The sequence below is a fragment of the Nocardia sp. AB354 genome (assembly GCF_049538315.1).
Classification (GTDB): Bacteria; Actinomycetota; Actinomycetes; order Mycobacteriales; family Mycobacteriaceae; genus Nocardia; species Nocardia nova.
Genome location: NZ_JBMVFU010000002.1, coordinates 276,549 through 300,856 on the forward strand (window position 1 = coordinate 276,549; position 24,308 = coordinate 300,856).

Sequence of the window (24,308 nt, forward strand, 5' to 3'; positions counted from 1 at the left end):
ATCGGGCAATTCGCCGGAAATCCGATTTCATGCACCGACCGGATCCGCGCCCCGACTCGCGAACCCGGCCGAAGGGTGTCGGTGCTACTACGCGCCCCAGCCCGCGCACCCGGCGTTGCCGCCGGAGGAGATGGTGCAGGCGGACTTCAGGATGGCGAAAAGCATGTCCTGAATCGAGTTACCGGTACCCGCGGTGAAAAACAGCATGTGAACCCCTGATGTGATCGAATGAGTCGATGACGCTGTCACAGTCGTCGACAGCGCGGCGAATGTTACGCCTTTTTTACACAGTGGGCAGCCCCGTTTTATGGGGGCGCAACGGGCCGGTGTGCAGTCGCTATTACGCCTCGGCGGGTATCGAGGTCGCCGCGCCCGGCACCGGTGCGGGGCACAACGGAGCGGCCGGGGGCCACCACATAGACTGTGCGCGTGACCCAGACGACCGCCCCCTCTGTCAACACCCAGTCGCTCGCCGATCTCGATCCCGAGCTCGCCGCCGCGATGGCGGGCGAACTCGCCCGTGAGCGCGACACCCTCGAGATGATCGCCTCCGAGAACTTCGTGCCGCGCGCGGTGCTGCAGGCACAGGGCAGCGTGCTGACCAACAAATACGCCGAGGGTTATCCCGGTCGCCGCTACTACGGCGGTTGCGAGCACGTCGACGTGGTGGAGAATCTCGCGCGCGAGCGGGTCAAGGAGTTGTTCGGCGCCGAATTCGCCAACGTGCAGCCGCATTCGGGCGCACAGGCCAACGCCGCGGTGCTGATGTCGCTGATGAATCCGGGCGAGAAACTGCTCGGCCTGGATCTGGCGCACGGCGGTCACCTCACTCACGGCATGCGGCTCAACTTCTCCGGCAAGCTCTACGAGGTGCACGCCTACGGGGTGAGCAAGGAAGACCACCGCGTCGACATGGACGAGCTGCGCAAGCAGGCGCGCGAGGTCCGGCCGAAGGTGATCGTGGCCGGCTGGTCGGCCTACCCGCGTCACCTGGACTTCGCGGCGTTCCGCGAGATCGCCGACGAGGTGGGCGCCTACCTCTGGGTCGATATGGCGCATTTCGCCGGTCTGGTCGCCGCCGGTCTGCACCCCTCGCCGGTGCCGCACGCGGATGTGGTGTCCTCGACCGTGCACAAGACCCTGGGTGGTCCGCGTTCGGGTCTGATCCTGGCCAAGCAGGAGTACGCGAAGAAGCTCAACAGCGCCGTCTTCCCGGGCCAGCAGGGCGGTCCGCTCATGCACGTGATCGCCGCGAAGGCCGCCGCCTTCAAGATCGCCGGTACCGAGGAGTTCAAGCAGCGCCAGGAACGCACCCTGTCGGGCGCCAAGATCCTGGCCGAGCGCCTGACCGCCGCCGACGTCGCCGGTAACGGCGTCACCGTGCTGACCGGCGGCACCGATGTGCACCTGGTGCTGGTGGATCTGCGCAACTCGCAGATGGACGGCCAGCAGGGCGAGGATCTGCTGCACGAGGTCGGAATCACGGTGAACCGCAACGCCGTTCCGTTCGACCCCCGTCCGCCGATGGTCACCTCCGGCCTGCGCATCGGCACCGCCGCGCTGGCCACCCGCGGCTTCGGCGACACCGAATTCGCCGAGGTGTCCGACATCATCGCCACCGCGCTCGCGGGCAAGGCCGATCTCGCCGCCCTGCGCGCGCGAGTGTCCAAGCTGGCCCAGGACTTCCCGCTCTACGACGGCCTGGAGGACTGGAAGCTGCTCGGCTGAGCCGTACCGCAGTGCGATCGACCCCGGTAGCCGGACCCGGCCGCCGGGGTCGATCTGTGAGTGCCCTTGTCCGCCAGGGCATCTCGCTTCGCGGTCGGTCCGGCAGCGCTCAGTCGCGGGTGCTCAGGTATTCGATGTACATGGGCCGCAAGGCCTCGGCGATCTCGCCCTCACCGGAGTGCATGTAGTCGTCGAGCATCGGCAGCACGTACTTGATGTCCGCCTCGCTCTCACCGATGTTCCCGGTGGCGGCCTCCGCCGCCGGAATCTGCTCCAGCAGCCGCCACAGGAACTTGACGTCGCCGTGCCGGACGGCGTGCTTGACCGCTCGGTCGTGCAGTTCCTTCGACGACAGCTTCTCCAGCTCTGCCACATCGCTCATGTAGCGACTCTAGCGGGTTCGGCCGGGTGGCCGGGCAACTCCGTAGCTGACCGATAGCTACCGGTCGGCGTTCACTACCTATTCATCGACACGCCTGTCATCTCGGGAGCCGGAATCGCGAAATCGCAGTACCGTCGAAGTGCGAGCCGCGTCGGTGTGGCTCGTCCGGGAGGTTCTGATCGTGGCTGAGCAACTCAGTACGAGAGGGCCGGTACCCGGCCCTCGGGTCGTTTGACCCCAGGGCGGACCGGCCCAGCGAGAACGTCCGTGCGGGTATGGCACGGACAACAAAGGAGCCCACCGTGACTGATGCACGCTCCGTCATCGCTCCCTCGAAAGCCCGCTCCGACAAGAGCGGAGGCTCCGGAAAGGGAGCCGGCACCTCGCCCCGCAAATCCTTCGTGATCGACACCTCCGTGTTGTTGTCCGACCCCTGGGCCATGACGCGTTTCGGTGAACATCACGTGGTGTTACCGCTGGTGGTCATCAGCGAACTGGAGGCCAAACGGCACCATCACGAACTCGGCTGGTTCGCCCGCGAAGCCCTGCGCAATCTCGATGATCTGCGTTTGGAATTCGGCCGGTTGGACCTGCAGGTCCCGATCGGCACCGAGGGCGGCACGCTGCAGGTGGAGTTGAATCACACCGACCCGGAGGTGCTTCCGGTCGGGTTCCGCACCGACACCAACGATTCCCGCATCCTCGCCTGTGCGCTCAACCTCGCCGCCGAGGGGCAGCGAGTAGTGCTGGTGTCCAAGGACATTCCGCTGCGGGTGAAGGCGGGCGCGGTGGGCTTGCCCGCCGAGGAATACCACGCCCAGGACGTGGTGATCTCCGGCTGGACCGGAATGACCGAGCTCGAGGTCGGCGCCGAGTGCGTCGACCGGCTCTACGCCGATTCGGTCATCGATCTGGACGAGGCCCGGGACCTGCCCTGCCACACCGGGATTCGGCTGCTCGGCGCCAAGGGCAGCGCGCTGGCGCGGGTGACCGCGGACAAGCGGGTGCAACTGGTCCGCGGCGATCGGGAGGCCTTCGGCCTGCACGGCCGCTCCGCGGAACAGCGCATCGCCCTCGATCTGCTGCTGGACGAGAGTGTGGGCATCGTCTCGCTGGGCGGTAAGGCCGGCACCGGCAAATCGGCCCTGGCGCTCACAGCGGGCCTGGAAGCGGTGCTGGAACGGCGTTCTCAGCGCAAGGTGGTGGTCTTCCGGCCGCTGTACGCGGTGGGCGGTCAGGAGCTGGGCTATCTGCCCGGCAGTGAGAGCGAGAAGATGGGTCCGTGGGCCCAGGCGGTCTTCGACACCCTCGATGGCCTGGCGAGCCCGGAGGTGATGGAGGAGGTGCTGGCCCGCGGCATGCTGGAGGTCTTGCCGCTCACCCACATTCGCGGCCGGTCGCTGCACGATTCGTTCGTGATCGTGGACGAGGCGCAGTCGCTGGAACGCAATGTGCTGCTCACCGTGCTCAGCCGGTTGGGCAGCGGCTCGCGGGTGGTCCTCACCCACGACGTCGCTCAGCGCGACAACCTGCGGGTGGGCCGCCACGACGGTGTCGCGGCGGTGATCGAAAAGCTCAAGGGCCACCCGCTTTTCGCTCACGTCACGCTGACTCGCAGCGAGCGCTCGCCGATCGCCGCGCTGGTCACCGAGATGCTGGAGGAATACGGGCCCAACGCCTGACGGCGGCCGGCCGAGCGAAAACCCCGAGGCGGTAGCGGACCTGTTCCGCTACCGCCTCGGCGGCAAAAGGTGTGTCCCAGCAAACATTCGGAATATGGTTCAGCTCACACTGTGGCGGGTATCTTTCGGCAAGAACCCTGCTCGGCGTGATTGTCGGTGTGTCGGATAGGTTCGCCGGATCATTGCCGAGCGCTGGCCTGTGGGTCGGCGGTGTCGCATGCGGCACTGTCTGCCTTCACCTTCCGAGAGGATGAACATGCACCACTTCGCTCGACGTTCCGCCGCCGTTGTGATGGCCTTCGCCGGGACGGCGCTGCTGTTCACCGCCGCCTGCAGTAACGACAACAACGACAACAACAGCTCGGGGACCACCACGACCCAGGCCGGTGCTGCCGAGACCACCGGCGCGATGGCTACCGGAACCATGGCTACGGGCACCATGACGCCGGGCGAGACGCCGCCGGGCGCTGCCGCGGCCACGGAAACCAAGATCGCGACCCAGAACGGCGAGGAGATCGCGGTCTCCGGCCACATCCTCACCAAGTACACCGACATGGGCGGTGTGCAGAGCCCGCTCGGCGAGCCCACCGGCGCCTCGGTCCAGGGGCCCAACGGTGGTTCCTGTCAGGAGTTCACCGGCGGTGCGATCTGCTGGAGCGAGCAGACCGACGCCCACGTGGTGTGGGGCGATATCCGCACGGCCTGGGAGAGCAACGGCGGCGTGAACGGCAAGCTCGGCTATCCGACCAACGACGAGAAGGACAACCCGACCGGTAAGGAGAGCGACTTCACCGGCGGCACGATCACCTGGAACTCCGCCGATCGGCAGACCACGGTAACCGCCAAGTAGGCGACCCGCGCGGCGCGGCGGTGAGGCATCGTCACGGTCTCGCGGGCCGCGCCGCTGTGTATCGCACGACGTCCGCGCGTAATTCCCCCGTTCGGCCCGGGCAGCCGGTACCTTGTCGGGGTGCAAACTCAGTTGACCGATCGTGAGCTGCTGGAATCGCTCGCGCACGCGGTGGAAGACAATCTCCGGCGCCACACCGAACTGGCGCAGGTCTGGCAGCCGCACGAATACGTGCCCTTCAGTGACGGACGCAATTTCGGCTTCCTCGGTGGTGTCGACTGGGATCCGGAACAGGCCACCCTGGGCGAGGTTGCCACGGTTGCGCTCACCGTGAGCGTGCTGATCGCCGACAATTTGCCGTCGTACCATCGCGAGCTCGGCAAGTACCTGCGCACCGGGCCGTGGTGGCGCTGGGTCGGCCGGTGGACAGCCGAGGAGAACCGCCACGAGATCCTCATCCGCAACTATCTGATGGTGACGCGGGCGCTGGATCCGGTCGAACTCGAGCGCGCGCGGATGGAGCATATGACCACCGGCTTCCGCCGGCCGCCGCTGCATCTGCTCGATGTGCTGGCGCTGTGCGCCTTCGAGGAGTCCGCCTCGGCCGTGCGGCATCGCAATATCGCCGCGCTGCAAGAGAATCCGATCGTGACGGCGATCGCGGACCGGATCGCGCTCGACGACGAATTGCAGTCGGAGTTCTTCGGCAATCTGGTCGCCGCGGCGCTGGACCTGGTGCCGGATCAGGCCATGCGGGCGATCGCCGATCGGATCGCCGAGTTCCGGGTTCCCGAACTCACCCTGCGCGACGGCCGCAACAGTACCGACGTCCTGGCCGAGGCCGGCATCTACGAACCGAAGCGCGCCGGCGAGCTGGTTTTCGCGCCTCTGCTGGAACGCTGGAACATCTTCTCGCGCACCGACTTCGGTACCACCGGTGAGGCGGCGCGGGCGGAGATCGCCCACCTGCGCGGCTGATGTCGCGACGGTCGTGGTGTGCCGGTGCGCGCACCACGACCTCGAGCACCGGCCGGTGCGGATCCTCGGTCCGCCCGGGCGCCGCTCGGCTGCGCGTGCTCAGCGCCGGCGGACCAGGTTCCAGATCCCCGCCGCGGTGCCGCGCAGGAAGTTCTCCCAGCTGAAGTGGTCGTGCCACAGGGTGATGCGGCCGTCGACGAGTTCGAACGTGCCGCATACCCAGAACCCGATTTCCAACGGGCCCATGCGCAGGTAGTCGGTGCGCTCGGTCAGCACCGTCTCGCCCTCGACCGCGGGCGCGCCGTCGGTTTCCGCGGCGATGTGGTGCATATCGGCGCGGAAACCGAACGCATCGCGACTGAGCCCGCGCAGCACCGCGCCGACCCGGTGAATGCCCCGGATATCGGGCAGCGACGTGTTCTTCCAGACGATGTCGGGATCCAGCAGATCCAGCGCCTCGTTCACCGCGCTCATTTCCATCGCGGCGAAGAACTCGCGCACCGTGGTCACGGCGTTCTGTTGTAGCTCCGGTAATTCGGCCATAGTCCGACTGTAGGCGTGCGAGGGCCCGGACGGGGGATGATCGGGCTCGTTTCGGCTCGTCGTCGGGTGTTCGGCGCGGTTCAGCCGCGGCGCCGGGCGATCAGCGCGGCCACTCCGTCGAGGATGCGCTCGATGCCGTAGCTCAGGGCCGCGTTGCGATCGTCGGCGGGGGTGTCGGCGAAGGCGGCCACGACCTCGGGATAGCGGTCGGCATGAGCGGCCAGCACCTCGCCGACCTGCCGGGTCATCTCGCTTTCGGCCTGTTCGGGGCCGGTCGCGGCGGTCTGCTGCACCAGGCTGCGGACGTGGCCGTTGAGCAGCACCACCGTGTCGAGGCGTTCGGAGCCCCGTAGACCGGTGCCGGCCAACGGGGCCAGTGCGGCCTCCATCCAGCCCAGTTCGTTCGGGCCGAGCGGCCGCGCGCCGGCGGTGAGTTCGATGGTCCACGGATGCGCCCGATAGCGCTCGTACATCGTGTAGGACCACTGCCGCAGCGCCTCGCGCCAGGGTTCGGGGTCGGATTCGGCGGCCTCGACCTGCGGCGGTTGTCCCATGCCGTAGTCGAGCATCAACGCGGTGAGCTCGGCTTTTCCCGGCACGTAGCGATACAGCGCCATTTTGGCGCAGCCCAGCCGCTCGGCGAGCCGCTGCATCGATACCGCGGCCATCCCGTCGGCATCGGCCAGCGCGATGGCCTCGGTCACGATGCGCTCCAACGACAGCGACGGCTTGGGGCCACGCCGGGGGCGCTGCGAAGTACCCCACAGCAGTTCGTGGGCAGTCGGTCCGGTCATGACGCCATCCTCTCCGAATCCGGGCTTGACGGAAAACTGCGTCCAACATACGCTAATTAGCGTCCAACAGACACAGTTACTGACCGAGGGGTCCTCATGCGGAATACGACAGTTCTCATCTCCGGTGCGAGCATCGCCGGCCCGGCGCTGGCCTACTGGCTGCAGCGCTACGGCTTCGCCGTCACCGTCGTCGAGCGGGCGCCCGAATTGCGGCCCGGTGGTCAGGCCGTCGACTTCAAGGGCGCGACCCACCGCACGGTGCTCGAGCGGATGGGCGTCTGGGAGGAGATCCACCGCCGGCAGACCGGCAAGACCGATATGGTCCTCACCGACGCGGAGGGCCGCGAATTGGCCGTCATGTCAGGCGATTTCACCGGTGGCGATGTCGAGATCCTGCGCGGGGACCTGGCCGAGATCTTCTACGAGCGCACCGCGGACCGCTGCGAATACCTGTTCGGCGATTCCGTCACCGCGCTGCGCGAGACCGCTACCGGTGTCGAGGTGGAATTCGAGAACGCGTCCGCCCGCACCTTCGACCTGGTGGTCGGATGCGACGGTATCCACTCCCGGGTGCGCGCGCTGGCCTTCGGTCCCGAGGCCGACTATGTCAAGCACCTGGGCTACTACTACTGCACCGCCGGTGCGGCCGGCTGGGGCCACGATCCGAACGGGCCGCGGCAGCGCAACCGCTCGCTCGCCTACAGCGAACCCGGACGGCTCGCGGTCCGCGGCGGCAACAAGGCCGCGCACATGTACATGTTCGCCGCCGATCGGCTCAGCTACGACCGGCGCGACGAAGCGGCGCAGCGGCGGGCGCTGGCCGAGGCCTTCGCCGGAGCCGGGGGACCGGTCCCGGCGATGATGGCCGAACTGTCCGGACTCGACTCCTTCTACCTGGACTCGATCGGGCAGGTCCGGATGAAGGGCCGCTACACCACGGGCCGGATCGCGCTGGTCGGCGACTCCGCGTACGGAAATACGCTGGGCGGCTTCGGAACCGGGCTCGCGGTGGTCGGCGCCTATGTGCTGGCCGGTGAGCTGGCGCTGGCCGGCGGCGACCACACCGCGGCCTTCGCGCGGTACGACGAACTGATGAAGCGCTACGCCAAGATCGCGGGCAACAGCAACGCCGGCCGCTTCCTCGCACCGCGCACCGCCCGCGGGATCCGGATGCGCAACTGGTTCCTCGGCTCGCGCATGTTCGACCTGATGCTGAAGTACACCGACAATGCCGCCAACGACATCGAATTGCGCGACTATCCGGCGCTGGTGGCGGCCTGAAACGCACTTCCGGATCCGACCTCCCGGCGCGTCCCGGCGGCCGGATCCGGAGACCGTGTGATCAGTCCTGTTCCTCGACCTTCGCCATCGACAGCACGTCCAGCCGGCGATCGAGCTCCTCCTCCGACAGCTTCTCGCCGATCAATCCGCGATCGACGACCGTCTCGCGAATCGTCTTGTTCTCGCGCAGTGCCTGTTTGGCGACGGCGGCCGCTTCCTCGTAGCCGATGGCCGAGTTCAGCGGTGTGACGATGGACGGCGAGGACTCCGCGAGCCGGCGCAGCCGTTCGGTATCGGCGGTCAGGCCGGCCACGCACTTGTCGGCGAACAGGCGAGACACATTGGCCAGCAACCGAATCGACTCCAGCACGTTGCGGGCCATCATCGGAATGTAGACGTTCAGTTCGAAAGCGCCGTTGCCGCCGCCCCACGCCACCGCGGCATCGTTGCCGATCACCTGGGCGGCGACCTGCGTAACAGCTTCCGGCAGCACCGGATTCACCTTGCCGGGCATGATCGAGGAGCCCGGCTGCAGATCCGGCAGCTGGATCTCCGCGAGCCCGGTGAGCGGTCCGGACCCCATCCAGCGGATATCGTTGGCGATCTTGGTGAGACTGATGGCGATGGTGCGCAGCGAACCGGAGATCTCGACCAGACCGTCCCGGGCGGCCTGGGCCTCGAAGTGGTTGCGGGCCTCGGACAGTTCGTCCAGCCCGGTCGTCTTGCGCAGTTCCGCAACGACTTTCGCGCCGAAGCCGGCGGGTGCGTTGAGTCCGGTGCCGACGGCGGTGCCGCCGATGGGCAATTCACCGAGCCGCGGCAGCGCGGCGACCAGGCGTTCGGTACCGGCCTCGACCTGGCGGGTGTAGCCGCTGAACTCCTGGCCGAGCGTCACCGGGACGGCGTCCATCAAGTGGGTGCGGCCGGACTTCACCACGGTTCGCCATTCGGTGGCCTTGTCCAGCAGTCGCAGCCGCAGATGATCCAGCGCCGGAAGCAGTTCCTTCACCACGGCCTCGGTGGCGGCCAGATGCGTCGCGGTGGGGAAGGTGTCGTTGGACGACTGGGACATGTTCACGTCGTCGTTGGGGTGCACGGTGATGCCGCGGGCGGCGGCCAGGCTCGCGATCACCTCGTTGGCGTTCATGTTCGAGCTGGTGCCGGAGCCGGTCTGGAAGACGTCGATCGGGAACTGGTCGTCGTGGCGGCCCTCGGCGATCTCGTTCGCGGCGGCGATGATCGCCTCGGCCTTCACACCGTCGAGCAGCCCCAGATCCCGGTTCACCGCCGCACACGCGGCCTTCAGCAGGCCGAGGGCGCGGATCTGAGCGCGTTCGAGGCCGCGGCCGCTGATCGGGAAGTTCTCCACCGCCCGCTGCGTCTGCGCCCGCCACAGCGCGTTCACCGGAACGCGGACCTCGCCCATGGTGTCGTGTTCGATGCGGTACTGCGTCTGGTCGTCGGTCATAACTCGACACTAAGCCGGTTGGCGGAGCGAGTGGGCTGCCACGCCTGAGGCTTTTCGCACAGTGCGGCTGGGCCGCCGGCAGGCAACAGCCCGCCGACGGCCCAGCCGCGTTCGGTGTCAGATGTAGATGTAGGCGACACCGTTACTGGTTCCGCCACCCGTCGCGGCCGTGATCTGCACTGTCCCGGCTACCCCCGCCGGGGCGACGGCGGTGATCTGGAAATCGGAGTCGACGGCGAACGAAGTGGCCGGCGTGGCACCGAAATTCACCGCTGTGGTGCCGGTCAGGTTTGTTCCGGCCAGAACGACGACTGTCCCACCGGCGGCCGAACCGGTATTCGGGACCGCCGCGATCAGGGTGGGCACCGCGACATAGGTGAAGGAGACACCATCCACCGTTCCCCCTGGGGTGGTGACAGTGACCAGCACCGTGCCGGCCGACTCGGCGGGAGCTACCGCGGTGATCTGGAGATCGGAGTCAACGGTGAACGATGTCGCCGGCGTGCTACCGAAATGCACCGCTGTGGCGCCGGTCAGGCCCGTGCCGGTGAGCACGACGTTCGTTCCGCCGGCAACCGGGCCAACGTTCGGCACCGCCGCGATCAGGGTAGGAACCACGACATAGGCATACGCGACACCGTTGCTGACGCCACCCGCTGTGGTGGCGGTTACCTGCACCGTCCCAGCCGTCCCGGCTGGGACGATTGCCGTGATCTGGGTCGCCGAGTCGACGGCGAAGGTGGCCGGTGTGGCACCGAATGCGACTGCGGTGGTGCCGGCCAGATTCGTTCCGGTCAGGGTGACGACGGTCCCACCGGTCACCGGCCCTGAACCGGGAACTATCCCGGTCAGCGTCGGAGCCGCGACATACGTGAAGGAGACACCGTCACCGGTACCACCCGCGGTGGTGACGGTGACCAGTACGGTCCCGGCCGTCCCGGCGGGTGTCACCGCCGTGATCTGGGTGGGCGAGTCGACGGTGAACGCGGCTGCCGGTGTGGCGCCGAAATTCACTGCCGTGGCGCCTGCCAGCGCCGTGCCGGTGAGTACGACGGTGGTGCCGCCGGCGATCGGCCCTGAATCGGGAGCGATGGCGGTCAGGGCAGGCACGGCGACGTAGGTGTAGGCGACACCGTTACTCGTGCCACCCACCGTGGTGACGGTGACCTGCACCGTCCCCGCCGTCCCGGCGGGAGCGACCGCCGTGATCTGCGTGGCGGAGTCGACGGTGAACGACGATGCCGGAGTGGCACCGAAATCGACCGCTGTCGCGCCGGTCAGGCCGGTCCCGGTGAGTACGACCGTGTTCCCGCCTGCTACCGCGCCCACGTTCGGCGCCACCGTCGTCAAGGTGGGTACCGCGATGTAGGTGTAGGCGACGCCGTTGCTGGTTCCACCGGCAGTGGTCGCGGTTATCTGCACCGTCCCAGCCGTCCCGGGGGGAGCGACGGCCGTGATCTGGGTGGGGGAGTCGACGGTGAACGAAGTTGCCGGTGTGCCACCGAAACTCACTCCCGTGGCTCCCGTCAGATCGGTGCCGGTCAATACGACGGTCGTCCCGCCGGTTACCGAGCCGACGTTCGGCACTGCCGTCGTCAGGGTAGGCACGGGAACATAAGTGAAGGCGACGCCGTTGCTGGTTCCGCCCACGGTGGTGACCGTCACCAGTACGGTCCCGGCCGAATGTGCCGGCGCCACGGCCGTGATCTGGGTGGCGGAGTTGACCGTGAACGAGGTTGCCGGTGTGCCACCGAAACTCACCGCTGTCGCGCCCGTCAGATCGGTGCCGGTCAATACGACGGTGGTGCCGCCGGTCACGGATCCGACGTTCGGCACGGCCGTCGTCAGGGTGGGTACCGCGATGTAGGTGTAGGCGACGCCATTGCTGGTTCCGCCCACTGTGGTGACGGTGACCTGCACTGTCCCCGCTGTTCCGGCGGGGGCGACGGCCGTGATCTGAGTGGGGGAGTCGATTGTGAACGAGGTTGCCGGTGTGGCGCCGAAGTTGACGGCGGTGGCGCCGGTCAGGTTCGTTCCGGTCAGTACGACGGTGGTGCCGCCGGTTACCGAGCCGACGTTCGGCACTGCGGTCGTCAGGGTGGGTACCGCGATGTAGGTGTAGGCGACGCCGTTGCTGGTACCACCCACGTTGGTGACCGTGACCTGCACGGTCCCGGCCGAATGCGCCGGGGTGACGGCCGTGATCTGGGTGGCGGAGTTGACCGTGAACGAGGTTGCCGGTGTGCCACCGAAACTCACGGCTGTCGCGCCCGTCAGGTTCGTGCCGGTCAGTACGACGGTGGTCCCGCCGGCGATGGGCCCGGAACTGGGAGCGACGGCGGTCAGGGTAGGCACGGCGACGTAGGTGTAGGCGACACCGTTACTCGTACCGCCGGCGGTGGTGACGGTGACCTGCACCGTCCCCGCCGTCCCGGCGGGAGCGACCGCCGTGATCTGCGTGGCGGAGTTGACCGTGAACGAGGTTGCGGGTGTGGCGCCGAATATGACGGCGGTGGCGCCGGTCAAGTTCGTGCCGGTCAGTACGACGGTTGTCCCGCCGGCAACCGGACCGGCGCTCGGCACTATCGCCGTCAGAGTCGGCACCGCGACATAGGTGAAGGCGACACCGTTACTCGTTCCACCCGCCGTGGTCACCGTGACCTGCACGGTCCCGGCCGAATGCGCCGGGGTGACGGCCGTGATCTGGGTGGCGGAATTGACCGTGAACGAGGTTGCCGGTGTGCCACCGAAACTCACCGCTGTCGCGCCCGTCAGATTCGTGCCGGTGAGAACCACTGTGGTTCCACCCGTTACCGATCCTGACGCGGGGGAGATGCTGGTCAAGGTGGGCACCGCGGCGTAAGTGTAGGCGACACCGTTGCTGGTGCCCCCCGAGCCGGTGACGGTGACCTGCACGGTCCCGGCGGAATGGGCCGGGGCGACCGCGGTGATCTGGGTGGGGGAGTTCACGGTGAATGTCGTTGCGGTGGTGCCGAATCGGACCGTCAACGGGCCGGTGAATCCGGTTCCGGTGATCGTCACGTTGTTTCCGCCCGCGGTAGGTCCGGACGTGGGGGAGATCGAGGTGATGGTCGGAACGACGACGTAGACGTAGGTGACCGGGTTACTTGTGCCGCCGGGCCCGGTGACCGTCACGGATACGATTCCGGTGCCGGCGGGGGCGACGGCGGTGATCTGGGTGTCGGAATCCACAGTGAACGAGGTTGCCGGTGTGGCGCCGAAATTCACCGCGGTGACTCCGGTCAGCCCGGACCCGGTGAGCGTGACCGTCGTGCCGCCCGCGGTCGACCCCTGGCTGGGGCTGATGCTGTTCAACGCGGGAACGGCGAGGTAGGTATACGGCAATCCGTTGCTGGTGCCCGCCGACGTGGTGACGGTGACCTGTACGGTACCGACGGATCCGGAAGGCGCGATCGCGGTGATCTGCGTCGGCGAATCGATCGTGAAAGTCGTTGCGGTAGCGCCGAATCGCACGGTAGTGGGGCCGGTGAACCCGGTACCGGTGATCGTGACGCTGGTTCCTCCGGTCACAGGTCCGGACGTCGGCGAGAGTGAGGTGATGGTAGGCACGGCATTTGCCTCCTGACTGCTGTGATGGGCAGCGCGGATAGCTGCCCGGGTTGCTCTGTGCTTCCGCTACTTCAATTAACGTCCGTGAAACATGCTGTGGGACGCTCTGCCCGGTTCGTTTTCGTCCGTTATCGCCTTCCGTCCTGTTCCAAGATCAGCAAGCATCTTGTGCCGCAGCGTGTTTCGGCGTCGGTGCGGCCGTGCCCCGAGAGGACGAACGATCGGGGCGTCCGTGGCAGTTGTGGAAAACGGACGAAAACGGATCGGAGATCCGTTGCTGCCCAACGGTGTTAGGGGGCTTAATGGAAAGTGGGCCACCGATCGAGTAAGACAACCACCCGGTATGCGGACACGCGGATCATCGCGTTCGCCGTGCCCGGAAAAGGGTCGCGCAGCTCATCGTGGTCGTGATGGGCGGGATCGGTAACGGAATTTCCTGCACCTGCGCCGGCGCAGTACCGGCTTCCAGCCGGTTGCCGCACGCGTCGGCGGCCCCGCGTGAGGTGCGGTTGTCGATCGAGCCGCCGCGGGGGCGGTGGTTGCAGGGGTAAGGGGGTTTCCTTGGCTACCGTTCTGAAGATGCTGCTGGCGCAACAGCATCTCACCAGCCACGCGGATTTCCTGGTGGCGTACGACACCTGCGCCGCGCGCCTCGATCCACCCATTCCGCCCGGCTACGGTCCGGCGAAGACCCAGTACTACCAGTGGCTTTCGGGCAAGATGGTCGGCCTTCCCCGTGACTACCACTGTCGGGTGCTGGCCGAGATGTTCCCCGGCTGGACGGTCGAAAATCTGTTTCGGACGGCGGATGCCACACCCCTCGGCACGGGAGCGCGCGAAACGGGTCCCGTGATCGACGTCGAACTCGAGGCGTTTCTCGGCGCCGAGATGATTTCCGGCGGAATAACTCTCGTCTACCCGTCCCTGGAGCTGCCCCTGCGATCCGTGCCGGCGCACCAGGCGGTCGATACTGCCGACCTGTGCGCAGTGGAGGGACGACTCCGCGCGTTCGCGGCCGATCATCGCTTGAATGTGCTGGCGGCATTGCCGGAGCGGGAGGTTCGCGGACTGCTGTATGTGTTGTCCATGCTTCAGCGCCGGACCGGCCTCTCGGCCGATGTCCGGAGCGACCGGGAGGTTGTCGCGCACGACGACCGGACCTACATCGCCTTCGGGCTGACCGGAAACGCATGCACACGGAGGTATCTCGACACCGCCGACCGGCGGCTGTTCACCCTCGACGACAGCGCCGCCGGATCGGAGCAACTGGCGTTGACCGACGGAAGCCGATTCGGTCCGAGCGGAGGACACAGCATCGGCATCATCGCGCGAGTGCGGACGAGCCCGGCGCTGCACCCCACCCGATACCGGATTTTCTGCGCCGGCTTGGGACCGAGAGGTACCACCGGGGCGAGCTGGTACCTCGCCAGCTCGTGGAGTCTCTTGCAGCGCCGAGTCAGTGACCACGAGTTCGTCGCCGTCATCGACGTCGGGGACGACGGCGACGAGACTGCCCGCCTCGAGTATCTGCTGATCGAATCGGCGCAGTGAGGCGCGAGTCCGGCACTGCGCTCCCACCCCCGAGCGCCGTCGAGGCAGATCCCTGTCGACTTCGCCGGAGCGAAGCGGAGGCAGATATTACGGCAGCGGCGGGATCGCGGTCTCGTCGCCGACGAAGTCGACCGAGGCGTACTCGTGCAGCTTGGTCAGGCGGTGGTAGGCGTCGATGATGCGCACGGTGCCGGACTTGGAGCGCATCACGATCGACTGGGTCGAGGCGCCGCCGCTGTAGTACCGCACACCGCGCAGCAGGTCGCCGTCGGTGACGCCGGTGGCGGAGAAGAAGACGTTCTCACCCGAGACCAGGTCCTCGGTGGTCAGGATGCGGTCGAGGTCGTGACCGGCATCGAGCGCCTTCTGCTTCTCGGCGTCGTCGGTGGGGGCCAGCTTGCCCTGCAGCGCACCGCCCATACAGCGCAGCGCGGCCGCGGCGATGATGCCCTCGGGGGTGCCGCCGATGCCGACCAGCATGTCGGTGCCCGAATCGGGACGGGCGCAGGCGATGGCGCCGGCCACGTCGCCGTCGGAGATCAGGCGGATGCGCGCGCCCGCGTCACGGACCTCCTGGATGTGGCGAGCGTGGCGGGGCCGGTCCAGCACACAGACGGTGAGGTCGGAAACCAGCGAATTCTTGGCCTTCGCCACCCGGCGCAGATTCTCCGCGATCGGAACGGAGAGATCGATGACGTCGGCCGCCTCCGGGCCGACCGCGATCTTGTCCATGTAGAACACCGCCGAGGGGTCGAACATGGCGCCGCGTTCGGCCACGGCCAGTACCGAGATGGCGCCCGGCGAACCCTTGGACATCAGCGTGGTGCCGTCGATCGGGTCGACCGCGAAGTCGACCTCCGGACCGGTCCCGTCGCCCACGGCCTCGCCGTTGTAGAGCATCGGGGCCTCGTCCTTCTCGCCCTCGCCGATCACGACGGTGCCGCGCATGGAGACGGTGGCCACCAGTTGCCGCATCGCGTCGACGGCCGCCCCGTCGCCGCCCTCCTTGTCACCGCGGCCGACCCAGCGGCCCGCGGCCATCGCACCGGCCTCGGTCACCCGGACCAACTCCAGTGCGAGGTTGCGGTCCGGGGCCTCGCGGCGGCGACTGGTTGCGGGTGTGGGTGCCGTCATGACGGTGCCTCCTCGAGTTGTGTTTTGCTGCGTGAATTGTCGCAGAACGGTCGGATCGGCCATTCAGGTACTGCTGTTCCACTTCGCGGGAGGAGCGTCCGCGCCGGTGAAGGCGGCTGTGATGTCGGCCTCGTGGCCGGAGGGCGAGGCTCGGCGGCTTCGGCCGCGTGTGGATACTTGGGACGTGTCGCAGAAACCACGCATCCTCAACGACTACCGGGATCTGATCTGGTCGCTGATCCCGCTGGTACTGATCTGCGTGGTGCTGGCCGCGGTGGCCAGTCAGTGCAGCTTCTCCGCGCACGGGCCCACGCCCGGTCAGGTGCCGAATTTCGATGTCCAGTCGGCATTGCACGACGACGCGAAGGCGCTGCCCTTCCCGATCCGCGACCCCGCGGTTCCGGCGGACTGGAAGGCCAATTCCGGTAGTCGCGACACTGTGACCGGGACCGGTGGCGGCACCGTCAGCACCGTCGGTTTCATCACCTCCAACGGCACCTACCTGCAGCTGAGCCAGAGCAATGCGAGCGAGAGCGCGCTGGCCGCCCACATCGTCGACACCCGCAGTCCTTCCGGGTCCCGGATGGTGGGCAACCAGAAGTGGACCGTCTACCACGTGCAGGGCAGTGAGCCGGCCTGGATCTCCGACTTCGGGCAGAGCCGCGTGCTGCTCGAGGGCGCCGCGAACGAGGCGGCCTATCTGACGCTCGCGCAGGCCGTCGACGCCGCCGCCCCGCTGCAGCCCTGAGAATCGCCGCCCCGTGGCTCAGCGGTGGCTCACGACGTTGACCACCGTGCCGTCCGGATCGCGGACGAAGAATCGCCGCACACCCCACGGCTCGTCGCGCAGCGCGTAGACCACCTCGGCTCCGGCGGCGACCATCGTCTCGTGCGCGGCGTCCACATCGGCGACCTCGACGCTGATATCCGGTTGCGGCTCATCGGCATTCGCGCCGATCAGCAGGATCTGCGCGGTCGGATTGCTCGGTGAGGCCAGCCCGACCGCCCAGCCGAGATCCATCACCTCGTCCAGGCCCAGCGCCCGGTAGAAGGCGCGCGCCCGAGCCATATCGGCGACCCGCAGATCCGGGACGACACGACGAATGTCCATGCTCAGTCCTGCGCTGCGCCGCGCCGCGACAGGGCGTCCTCGACCCGGCGGCGGGCTCCGGCGAGATGTTCCTCGCAGCGGTTGGCCAGCGCCTCACCGCGTTCCCACAGGGCCAGCGAATCGTCGAGGTCCATTCCGCCCTGTTCGAGCATCTTCACGACGTTGACCAGCTCGTCGCGGGCGCGTTCGTAGCCGAAGGTCGCGATTTCGGCGACGTCGCTCTCGGTCATGACGACTCCTCCTGTTCGGATGGCGGTGCCGGCCGGTCCGTAACCCGCTGAGCCGGCAGGGGATTCGCGAGTGCCCGACTGCCCAGGGCCGCGGCGCTGATCGCGCCGTCGGCGACCCGGATACGCAACTGCGTGCCCGGCGGGGAGTCGGCGACGGTGCGCACGACATGGCTTTCGGTACCGGTAACCCGTTGTACGACAGCGTATCCGCGCGCCAGGGTGGCGGCCGGGCCCACCGCGGTGAGCTTGTCGCGCAGATGCCGCGCGGTGGTGGCCTGGGTGGTGAGGCAGTTCTCGACCGCGCGGTGGGCCGCGGTGCGCAGCCGCTCGATCTCGTCGTGGCGCTGCTCCAGAATCCGCAGCGGATCGGCCAGTACCGGCCGCGACCGCAGCTGCTGCAACGCGCGCCCCTCGCGATCGACCCAGCCGCGCAGGGCGGCGGCCGAGCGGGCGCGCAGTTCCCGGACACCGGCGAGTTCGGCCGCGGCGTCGGGGACCAGCGTTTTGGCCGCATCGGTCGGGGTGGCCGCGCGCAGATCGGCGACGTAGTCCGAGAGCGGATTGTCCGGCTCGTGCCCGATCGCGCTGACGATCGGGGTGGTCGCGGAAACGATGGCGCGGCACAGGGTTTCGTCGGAGAACGGCAGCAGATCCTCGACACTGCCACCGCCGCGCGCCAAGACGATCACCTCGACCTCCGGGTGATCGTCGAGCTCGGCCAGCGCGTCGAGTATCTGCGGCACCGCGGTGGGGCCCTGTACGGCGGTGTTGCGGATCTCGAAACGCACCGCGGGCCAGCGCTGCTGGGCCACGGTCACCACGTCATGCTCGGCGGCACTGGCGCGGCCGGTGATCAGGCCGATCACCTTGGGCAGGAACGGCATCGGCCGCTTCAGCCGCGGATCGAACAAACCCTCGGCCGCCAGCAGCGCCTTCAGCCGTTCGATGCGGGCCAGCAGTTCGCCGATACCGACGGGTCGAATCTCGGTGACGCGCAACGAGATCGTGCCCCGGCCGGTGAAATACGACAGTTTGCCGTAGACCACCACCCGGCTGCCCTCCTGCAGCGGGACGGCCGAGGCGCGCAGCAGTTGCGGATCGCAGGTGATCGACAGCGACATGTCGGCGGCGGTATCGCGCAGCACCAGGAACGCGGTGCGGGTGCCGGGCCGCAGATTGATCTGGGTGATCTGTCCCTCCACCCAGACGCTGCCCAGTCGATCGATCCACTGCGCGACCTTCATCGCGATGGTGCGCACCGGCCACGGCTGTTCGGCCGAGTTGGCGGGGCGGGCAGCAGAACGCGCCGGTTCCCCGGAGGCTCGGGCCCCGGCGGCCGGCGCGTCGGCGTGTGAGTCGGTCACTTGGCCTGCACGGTGGCGATCCGGTTCGTCAGCATGGTCACGAACGGCGCCCGGTCGAGGGTCTGCTGCTCGTAGGCCAGCAGGTCGGCCAGTTCCTCGACACTGAGCATGCGCAGCCGGGCCCGCAGCTGAGCCAGCGTCATGTTCGCGTAGTCGTACCGCCCGGCGACCTCGGGTTCGATCACACCGCGAGATTGCGCCGGTGCGGACGCCGCGGTGCCGGCGGTGCCCGTTCCGGTGGTGTCCGTGTCCTCGCCGGTCGCCTCGGTGGCCTCCGCGTCGGCCGCCTCGGCGGCGGTGCTCTCCGCTGCGACCGTTTCCGCGGTGGCCGCTTCGGTAGTGTCCGACTCCGCAGTGTGAGATGCGGCATAGCCGTTGGTCGGCGAGGGGGTGATCGAGGCCGTCGGTTCCGGGACGCCTTCGGCCGGGTCGGATTCGGCGAACAGATCGAAGCGGCTGAGCCGTGCGGCGAAATCGCTGTCGCTCCGCGCAGCGAAATCGCCGCTGCCGAACGGTTGCTCGTCGTCGAGATCCTCGTCGAACGTGGCCCATTCCGGCTGCTCCACCGGGCGATTGGCCAATCTGTCGAAGACCTCGTCACCCTTGAGGGCGAGGCTGGTCACGAACTGCTGCAGATGCATCGAGGTCTGCAGCAACTGGCTGATCGCCGTGATCGGCAGATGGATTGCCACAGTGGGTAACCGGCGAGTTTCCTCGAGGGCGTAGACGGCGGCCCCAGCGGCGACCCGGGCCAGGTAGGGAGGTCGGAACATGTCCCTAGCCTGCCCGAAACGGCCGGTGATGCAAAGAACAGAGTTCACGTGTTCCATTCTCGCGCGTCCCGCCACACCGCCGCACCCGCTGTGCGCGGGCGGGACTTTCCCCGTCGGCCGGCGCACGTAAGCTGTGGACATGTCCTCGGCTATCCCCCTGAATGTCGGAATCGCCCGGTCGGCCGATGCGGCCGGCGTCGGCGCGGGCAAGCGGGTGCTGCTCGCGGAACCACGCGGCTACTGCGCGGGTGTGGACCGGGCGGTGGAAACCGTGGAGCGCACCCTCGAGAAGCACGGTGCGCCGATCTACGTGCGCAAGGAGATCGTGCACAACCGCCACGTGGTGGAGACCCTGCGCGAGCGCGGCGTGGTCTTCGTCGACGAGACGGACGAGGTGCCCGAGGGCGCGGTGGTGGTCTTCTCCGCGCACGGCGTGTCGCCGGCGGTGCACGAGTCCGCGGCGGCTCGCAACCTGCACACCATCGACGCGACCTGCCCGCTGGTGACGAAGGTGCACCAGGAGGCCAAGCGCTTCGCCCGCGACGACTTCGACATCCTGCTCATCGGCCACGAGGGCCACGAGGAGGTCGAGGGCACCGCCGGTGAGGCGCCCGACCACGTGCAGCTGGTCGACGGCCCCGACGCGGTCGACGGCGTCGAGGTGCGCGACGAGAACAAGGTGATCTGGCTGTCGCAGACCACGCTCTCGGTGGACGAGACCATGGAGACGGTGCAGCGGCTGCGCAAGCGCTTCCCGAATCTGCAGGACCCGCCCAGTGACGACATCTGCTACGCCACCCAGAACCGCCAGGTCGCGGTGAAGGCGATGGCGCCGGAATGCGATCTGGTGATCGTCGTCGGCTCCCGCAACTCCTCCAACTCCAAGCGGCTGGTCGAGGTCGCCCTGAACGCGGGCGCCCGCGCGTCCCACCTGGTCGATTTCGCCCGCGAGGTCGACCCGGCCTGGTTCGAGGGCGTGCGGACCGTCGGCGTCACCTCCGGTGCCTCGGTGCCCGAGATCCTGGTGCGTGGCGTACTCGACCTGCTCGCCGAACACGGCTACGGCGAGGTCCAGCCCGTCACCACCGCGAACGAAACCCTGGTCTTCGCCCTCCCGCGCGAACTGCGCACCACCGGCCGCCGCTGAGCGAGCGCGGGTCCTACGAGACCCTCGCAACGCCAGGGCCCGTGCCATTGTCCGGCGACGCTCGCGTGGCGGTCGCGATGGCGCTCGCGGCACGGTCGGCGCCGTCCGACGATGCGGCCGCCGTTCACGTCCGGGACGTGTCGCTCAGCTGGGCGCGGGGCTCGTCGATGCCGCTGCTTCCCGACCTCGAACGACGTTGGGAGCGTGCTGTCTTGCGGCACCGGTAACGGCGCGCGCCATCGAGACGATGAGTGGGCGTGGGGAATTCGGGGATGACCACTGCGGGCGCAGCCGTAACCGGTTCGGCGCTCGCGACGTTCGGCTCAGCGGTCGCGGTAGCGCACGTTCGGCCGAGGATGCGGGGGCACATCACTCGGCGGCTGCGGCCGGCCGCGACGGGGCTGCGGTTCGGCGACTCGCGTGCGTTCGGCGGTCCGGGTGCGCTCACCCGTGCGGGGATAGGCCGCGGCGGCGGAGACGCGCGGCGGGCGTTCGGCCACCTTGCCGCCCGCGCGGCGCGCCGCGCGGGCGGGTTCCGGCTCCGCGCTCCGCTTGGCCGCCCCGGACCCGCGAGCGGCCGAATCGCCACGCTTGGGAGTCTTGGCGGTCTTGGTGGCCTCCGCCCCGCGCTTCTGACCCCGGGAACTGCGCCGCAGGGTGTCCTCGGCGCCGGCTTCGCTCCGCGTGCGACGAGCCCGGCCGGCGGCCGAGCGCGGATTCCAGCTGTCGCTGCCGCGCGTGCGTTCCCGGCCAGGGCGCGCGGTGGTGTCGGCATTGCGGTACAGCCACACTCGCAGGGCGCCCACGCCCAGCACCAGGACCGTCGCCAGTGCCATGGTCGGGAATCTGTTCACCAGCGGAATCGCCAGATTCAGCAGAATGTCCTTCACCGAGGTCGAGCTGTGCCCGGTGAGCTGCTGATAGGCCAGCGGGACGGCGATGAACAGCAGTAGCGGCGGAGTCACCATGGTGGTGAACAGGCCGCGATAGCGCACCACGCACGCCGCGATCACACATCCGATGATGTAGAACGCGGCGAACACATGGGTCAGCTCCTTACCGCTGTTTCCGGAGTCGATGAAGAATCCGATGAAAGTGCACGCCACCGCGATCAATACCGCGGCGCCGGCGGGGATGCCGGGCACCGACGGGACGATCGAGAGGTGCGAGGCGGGTACATCGGATCGCTCGCGTTGGGTAGCTGCCACGTGAAGCACACTATCTGCCGCGGCCGGAACGTGTGTCGAGGCCGGGCTGCTGCCGGAGTTACTCGTTGGTGTCCGAGAAGCCTACCGCGCGTGGCCACGACTGGACGGGAGCAATTGCCGGTACGGCGCGATCGCCGATATCGAGTTCGTGCAGCCGGCGCGCGGTGACCATCACGCGGGATTCGATCGACGCCACTGTGTGGTTGAAAGCGTCGACGGCCTTACCGAGTTGGGTGCCGAGCTTGTCGAGATGGTTGCCCGTGGTGGACAGCCGGTTGTACAGCTCCCGACCCAATTGCTGAACGGTTGCCATATCTCGGGAAAGTGCTTCCTGTCGCCAGCCGAACGCGACGGTGCGCAGTAATGCGATCAGAGTCGTCGGTGTAGCGAGGATCACGTTGCGGCCGAAGGCGTACTCGAGAAGACCGGCATCGGCGGTCAGCGCGGCGTCGAGGAACGGATCGCCGGGGATGAACAGGACCACGAATTCCGGGCTGGGATCGAAGGCCTCCCAATAGGCCTTGCCGGCCAGCTGGTCGACATGCGCCCGCAGGTGTTTGGCGTGCCGGGCCAGATGCTCGGTGCGCCGGCGCGGATCCGTCTCGCCGGTGGCGTCCAGATAGGCCGTCAGCGGCACCTTGGCGTCGACCACCAGTTGGCGGTCACCGGCCAGCCGGACCACCAGGTCGGGGCGGATCAGGCCGTCGCGGCCGCTCGCGGTGACCTGCGTGTCGAAGTCGCAGTGTTTGGCCATGCCCGCCAGTTCGACAACCCGCTCGAGTTGTATTTCCCCCCAGCGCCCGCGCACCTGCGGCGCCCGCAGCGCCGACACCAGCTCACCGGTCTGCGTGGACAACTGCTGGGAGATCCGCTGCATCCCCGCGACCTGTTCGCGCAGCCCGGAGTAGGCGTTGATGCGATTGTGCTCGACCTGCTGGATGTGCTGGTTCAAACTGCCCAGCGCCTCGCGTAGCGGCTCGACCAGCGTGCCGATGGCCTGCGAATTGTGCCGTGCCGCATCGGCGCTCGCGGCGCCGAGTGAGTGCCGCAGCAGCTGTTCGTTCTCCCGCAGCGCCGCGAGTTGAGCTTCGGCCGCGGCCGCCCGCTGCCCCGCCCGGGCGGCGTGCCCCAGCCACCCGAGGCCGGCCCCCGCGCAGAACACCAACAACAACGCGAACAGCATCGGTGCGGTCATGTGCCCGATAGTGCCCTATCCCACCGACAAGTTCGCGAATCCCGGCAATTCCCCAGCACCACTCGTCGACACGCCGGAGCGATTCAACCTTGTCGGTGAGATGGCTTAGCCTCTTGCCACATGCGGATGCTGCATACCTCGGACTGGCACATCGGGCGCACCTTTCACGGTGTCGACCTGCTGGCCGATCAGGCGCGTGCGCTGGAGGCGGTGGCGGAGCTGGTGACCGCGCAGCAGGTCGACGTGGTCGTGGTGCCGGGCGACGTCTACGACCGGTCGATTCCGAGCGCGGACGCTATAGCGGTGTGCAACAAGGGCTTCGAGGCCATTCGCGCCGCGGGGGCGACGATCGTCGCGACCTCGGGCAATCACGATTCGCCGACGCGACTGGGCGCCCTGGGCAGCTTCGCCGCGGCGGGCGGACTGCATCTGCGCACGTCGGTGGCGGAGGTGGACCGGCCGGTGATGCTCGCCGACGAGCACGGACCGATCGCCTGCTACGGCATCCCGTATCTGGAACCCGAAATCACCCGCGCGGAACTGGATGTGCCGCAGGCGCGTTCGCACGCCGAGATCCTGGATGCCGCGCTGGCCCGTATCCGTGCGGACCGGCAACGCCGCGGCGATCCGCGAACCGTGGTGCTGGCACACGCCTTCGTGGTCGGTGCCGAGGCGACCGGTTCGGAACGTTCGATCGCCGTGGGCGGTGTGGAGACGGTGCCGCTCAGCGCGTTCGAGGGTATGGACTACGTGGCGCTGGGTCATCTGCATTCGCCGCAGACGTTGTCGGAGTCGGTCCGGTATTCCGGCTCGCCGCTGCCGTATTCGTTCGCGGAGCGTTCGCATCGCAAGGCGGTGTGGATCGTCGATCTGGACGCCGACGGGCTGGCATCGGTGCAGCGCCACGATCTTCCGGTGGTACGAGGCCTGCGCCAGCTGACCGGCGTGCTGGACGAGCTGCTGTCCGCGGCCGAATATGCCGATGCCGAGCACGATTACGTCTCGGCGGTGCTCACCGATCACGCGCGCCCGGTCGACGCGCTGCGCCGGCTGCGCGGACGCTTCCCGCACGCGGTGCATGTGGAATGGACCCGCCCGGAGGCGAATTCGCAATTGCGCTACCGCGAGCGGGTGCACGGCCGCCGCGACAGCGAGATCGCGCACAGCTTCCTCAGCGATGTGCGCGGTGAACCGACAGCGGGGGAGATGGCGCTGATCGAGCAGGCACTGTCGGCGGCTCGGCGCGAACCAGTCTCCGAAGTGGTGGCGGCCTCGGCGGAGTTGTCGGCATGACCGGC

The 24,308-nt window shown here is 68.2% G+C and carries 21 protein-coding genes; 9 read left to right on the top strand and 12 right to left on the bottom strand.

Annotated features, from left to right (window positions below):
- Positions 1-429 precede the first annotated feature (429 nt).
- Positions 430-1,728 carry a serine hydroxymethyltransferase gene (gene glyA / locus ACPCUW_RS03825; RefSeq protein WP_030518598.1) on the top strand — a complete coding sequence of 433 codons (1,299 nt, stop codon included), beginning with the start codon at positions 430-432 and terminating at the stop codon, positions 1,726-1,728.
- Positions 1,729-1,837: 109 nt separating this feature from the next.
- Here the strand turns inward: glyA and ACPCUW_RS03830 are convergent, their stop codons facing one another.
- Positions 1,838-2,110 (bottom strand): hypothetical protein, encoded by a 273-nt coding sequence (locus ACPCUW_RS03830; RefSeq protein WP_030518599.1) that lies wholly within the window; start codon positions 2,108-2,110, stop codon positions 1,838-1,840.
- A gap of 302 nt (positions 2,111-2,412) precedes the next feature.
- Here ACPCUW_RS03830 and ACPCUW_RS03835 point away from each other — a divergent pair, with 302 nt between their 5' ends.
- The 3 genes from ACPCUW_RS03835 (at position 2,413) to ACPCUW_RS03845 (ending at position 5,620) form a co-directional block, all read left to right on the top strand.
- Positions 2,413-3,792 (top strand): PhoH family protein, encoded by a 1,380-nt coding sequence (locus tag ACPCUW_RS03835; RefSeq protein WP_030518600.1) that lies wholly within the window; start codon positions 2,413-2,415, stop codon positions 3,790-3,792.
- Between the two features lie 256 nt (positions 3,793-4,048).
- Complete coding sequence (locus ACPCUW_RS03840) at positions 4,049-4,642, top strand: LGFP repeat-containing protein (protein WP_423423676.1); 594 nt, start codon at positions 4,049-4,051, stop codon at positions 4,640-4,642.
- 120 nt (positions 4,643-4,762) lie between these two features.
- The gene (locus tag ACPCUW_RS03845) at positions 4,763-5,620 is read left to right on the top strand and encodes an acyl-ACP desaturase (protein WP_423423677.1); all 858 of its coding nucleotides are present in this window, start codon (positions 4,763-4,765) and stop codon (positions 5,618-5,620) included.
- Between the two features lie 99 nt (positions 5,621-5,719).
- Here ACPCUW_RS03845 and ACPCUW_RS03850 read toward each other — a convergent pair whose 3' ends face one another.
- Positions 5,720-6,163 (bottom strand): limonene-1,2-epoxide hydrolase family protein, encoded by a 444-nt coding sequence (locus tag ACPCUW_RS03850; protein WP_036505026.1) that lies wholly within the window; start codon positions 6,161-6,163, stop codon positions 5,720-5,722.
- Between the two features lie 80 nt (positions 6,164-6,243).
- A complete protein-coding gene (locus ACPCUW_RS03855; RefSeq protein WP_063016968.1) occupies positions 6,244-6,957 on the bottom strand; it encodes a TetR/AcrR family transcriptional regulator in 714 nt (237 codons plus the stop codon).
- A 96-nt stretch (positions 6,958-7,053) separates the two neighbouring features.
- On the opposite strand from ACPCUW_RS03855, the gene ACPCUW_RS03860 reads away from it, so the two are divergent.
- Positions 7,054-8,238 (top strand): FAD-dependent monooxygenase, encoded by a 1,185-nt coding sequence (locus tag ACPCUW_RS03860; RefSeq protein ID WP_423423678.1) that lies wholly within the window; start codon positions 7,054-7,056, stop codon positions 8,236-8,238.
- 61 nt (positions 8,239-8,299) lie between these two features.
- Here ACPCUW_RS03860 and ACPCUW_RS03865 read toward each other — a convergent pair whose 3' ends face one another.
- Positions 8,300-9,706 (bottom strand): class II fumarate hydratase, encoded by a 1,407-nt coding sequence (locus ACPCUW_RS03865; protein WP_104393299.1) that lies wholly within the window; start codon positions 9,704-9,706, stop codon positions 8,300-8,302.
- A gap of 117 nt (positions 9,707-9,823) precedes the next feature.
- Complete coding sequence (locus ACPCUW_RS03870; protein WP_423423679.1) at positions 9,824-13,297, bottom strand: beta strand repeat-containing protein; 3,474 nt, start codon at positions 13,295-13,297, stop codon at positions 9,824-9,826.
- Between the two features lie 561 nt (positions 13,298-13,858).
- Here ACPCUW_RS03870 and ACPCUW_RS03875 point away from each other — a divergent pair.
- A complete protein-coding gene (locus ACPCUW_RS03875; protein WP_423423680.1) occupies positions 13,859-14,848 on the top strand; it encodes a hypothetical protein in 990 nt (329 codons plus the stop codon).
- 87 nt (positions 14,849-14,935) lie between these two features.
- Here the strand turns inward: ACPCUW_RS03875 and glpX are convergent, their stop codons facing one another.
- The gene (glpX, locus tag ACPCUW_RS03880; protein WP_063017010.1) at positions 14,936-15,982 is read right to left on the bottom strand and encodes a class II fructose-bisphosphatase; all 1,047 of its coding nucleotides are present in this window, start codon (positions 15,980-15,982) and stop codon (positions 14,936-14,938) included.
- 184 nt (positions 15,983-16,166) lie between these two features.
- On the opposite strand from glpX, the gene ACPCUW_RS03885 reads away from it, so the two are divergent.
- The gene (locus ACPCUW_RS03885) at positions 16,167-16,730 is read left to right on the top strand and encodes a DUF4245 domain-containing protein (protein WP_063016961.1); all 564 of its coding nucleotides are present in this window, start codon (positions 16,167-16,169) and stop codon (positions 16,728-16,730) included.
- Positions 16,731-16,748: 18 nt separating this feature from the next.
- Here ACPCUW_RS03885 and ACPCUW_RS03890 read toward each other — a convergent pair whose 3' ends face one another.
- The 4 genes from ACPCUW_RS03890 to ACPCUW_RS03905 form a co-directional block, all read right to left on the bottom strand.
- Positions 16,749-17,093, bottom strand: a complete 345-nt coding sequence (locus ACPCUW_RS03890; protein ID WP_030518610.1) for a VOC family protein — start codon at positions 17,091-17,093, stop codon at positions 16,749-16,751.
- 2 nt (positions 17,094-17,095) lie between these two features.
- Entirely contained in the window at positions 17,096-17,323 is a 228-nt protein-coding gene (locus tag ACPCUW_RS03895) for an exodeoxyribonuclease VII small subunit (RefSeq protein WP_305779186.1), read from the bottom strand.
- Positions 17,320-18,567 (bottom strand): exodeoxyribonuclease VII large subunit, encoded by a 1,248-nt coding sequence (gene xseA, locus ACPCUW_RS03900; RefSeq protein ID WP_423423788.1) that lies wholly within the window; start codon positions 18,565-18,567, stop codon positions 17,320-17,322. Before xseA ends, ACPCUW_RS03895 begins: the two co-directional genes overlap by 4 nt.
- Before the next feature lie 116 nt (positions 18,568-18,683).
- Positions 18,684-19,460 carry a lipid droplet-associated protein gene (locus ACPCUW_RS03905; RefSeq protein WP_423423681.1) on the bottom strand — a complete coding sequence of 259 codons (777 nt, stop codon included), beginning with the start codon at positions 19,458-19,460 and terminating at the stop codon, positions 18,684-18,686.
- A gap of 139 nt (positions 19,461-19,599) precedes the next feature.
- Here ACPCUW_RS03905 and ACPCUW_RS03910 point away from each other — a divergent pair, with 139 nt between their 5' ends.
- A complete protein-coding gene (locus ACPCUW_RS03910) occupies positions 19,600-20,607 on the top strand; it encodes a 4-hydroxy-3-methylbut-2-enyl diphosphate reductase (RefSeq protein WP_423423682.1) in 1,008 nt (335 codons plus the stop codon).
- Positions 20,608-20,930: 323 nt separating this feature from the next.
- On the opposite strand, the gene ACPCUW_RS03915 is transcribed toward ACPCUW_RS03910, so the two are convergent.
- Both ACPCUW_RS03915 and ACPCUW_RS03920 read right to left on the bottom strand, forming a co-directional pair.
- Positions 20,931-21,815: a DUF6542 domain-containing protein gene (locus ACPCUW_RS03915; protein ID WP_030518615.1), complete on the bottom strand. Its 885-nt coding sequence runs from the start codon at positions 21,813-21,815 to the stop codon at positions 20,931-20,933.
- A gap of 58 nt (positions 21,816-21,873) precedes the next feature.
- Positions 21,874-23,010, bottom strand: coding sequence for a DNA recombination protein RmuC (locus ACPCUW_RS03920; RefSeq protein WP_305779183.1), 1,137 nt, complete (start codon positions 23,008-23,010; stop codon positions 21,874-21,876).
- A 120-nt stretch (positions 23,011-23,130) separates the two neighbouring features.
- Between ACPCUW_RS03920 and ACPCUW_RS03925 the strand changes: the two genes are divergently transcribed.
- The gene (locus ACPCUW_RS03925; protein ID WP_423423683.1) at positions 23,131-24,303 is read left to right on the top strand and encodes an exonuclease SbcCD subunit D; all 1,173 of its coding nucleotides are present in this window, start codon (positions 23,131-23,133) and stop codon (positions 24,301-24,303) included.
- The last annotated feature ends 5 nt before the right edge of the window (positions 24,304-24,308 follow it).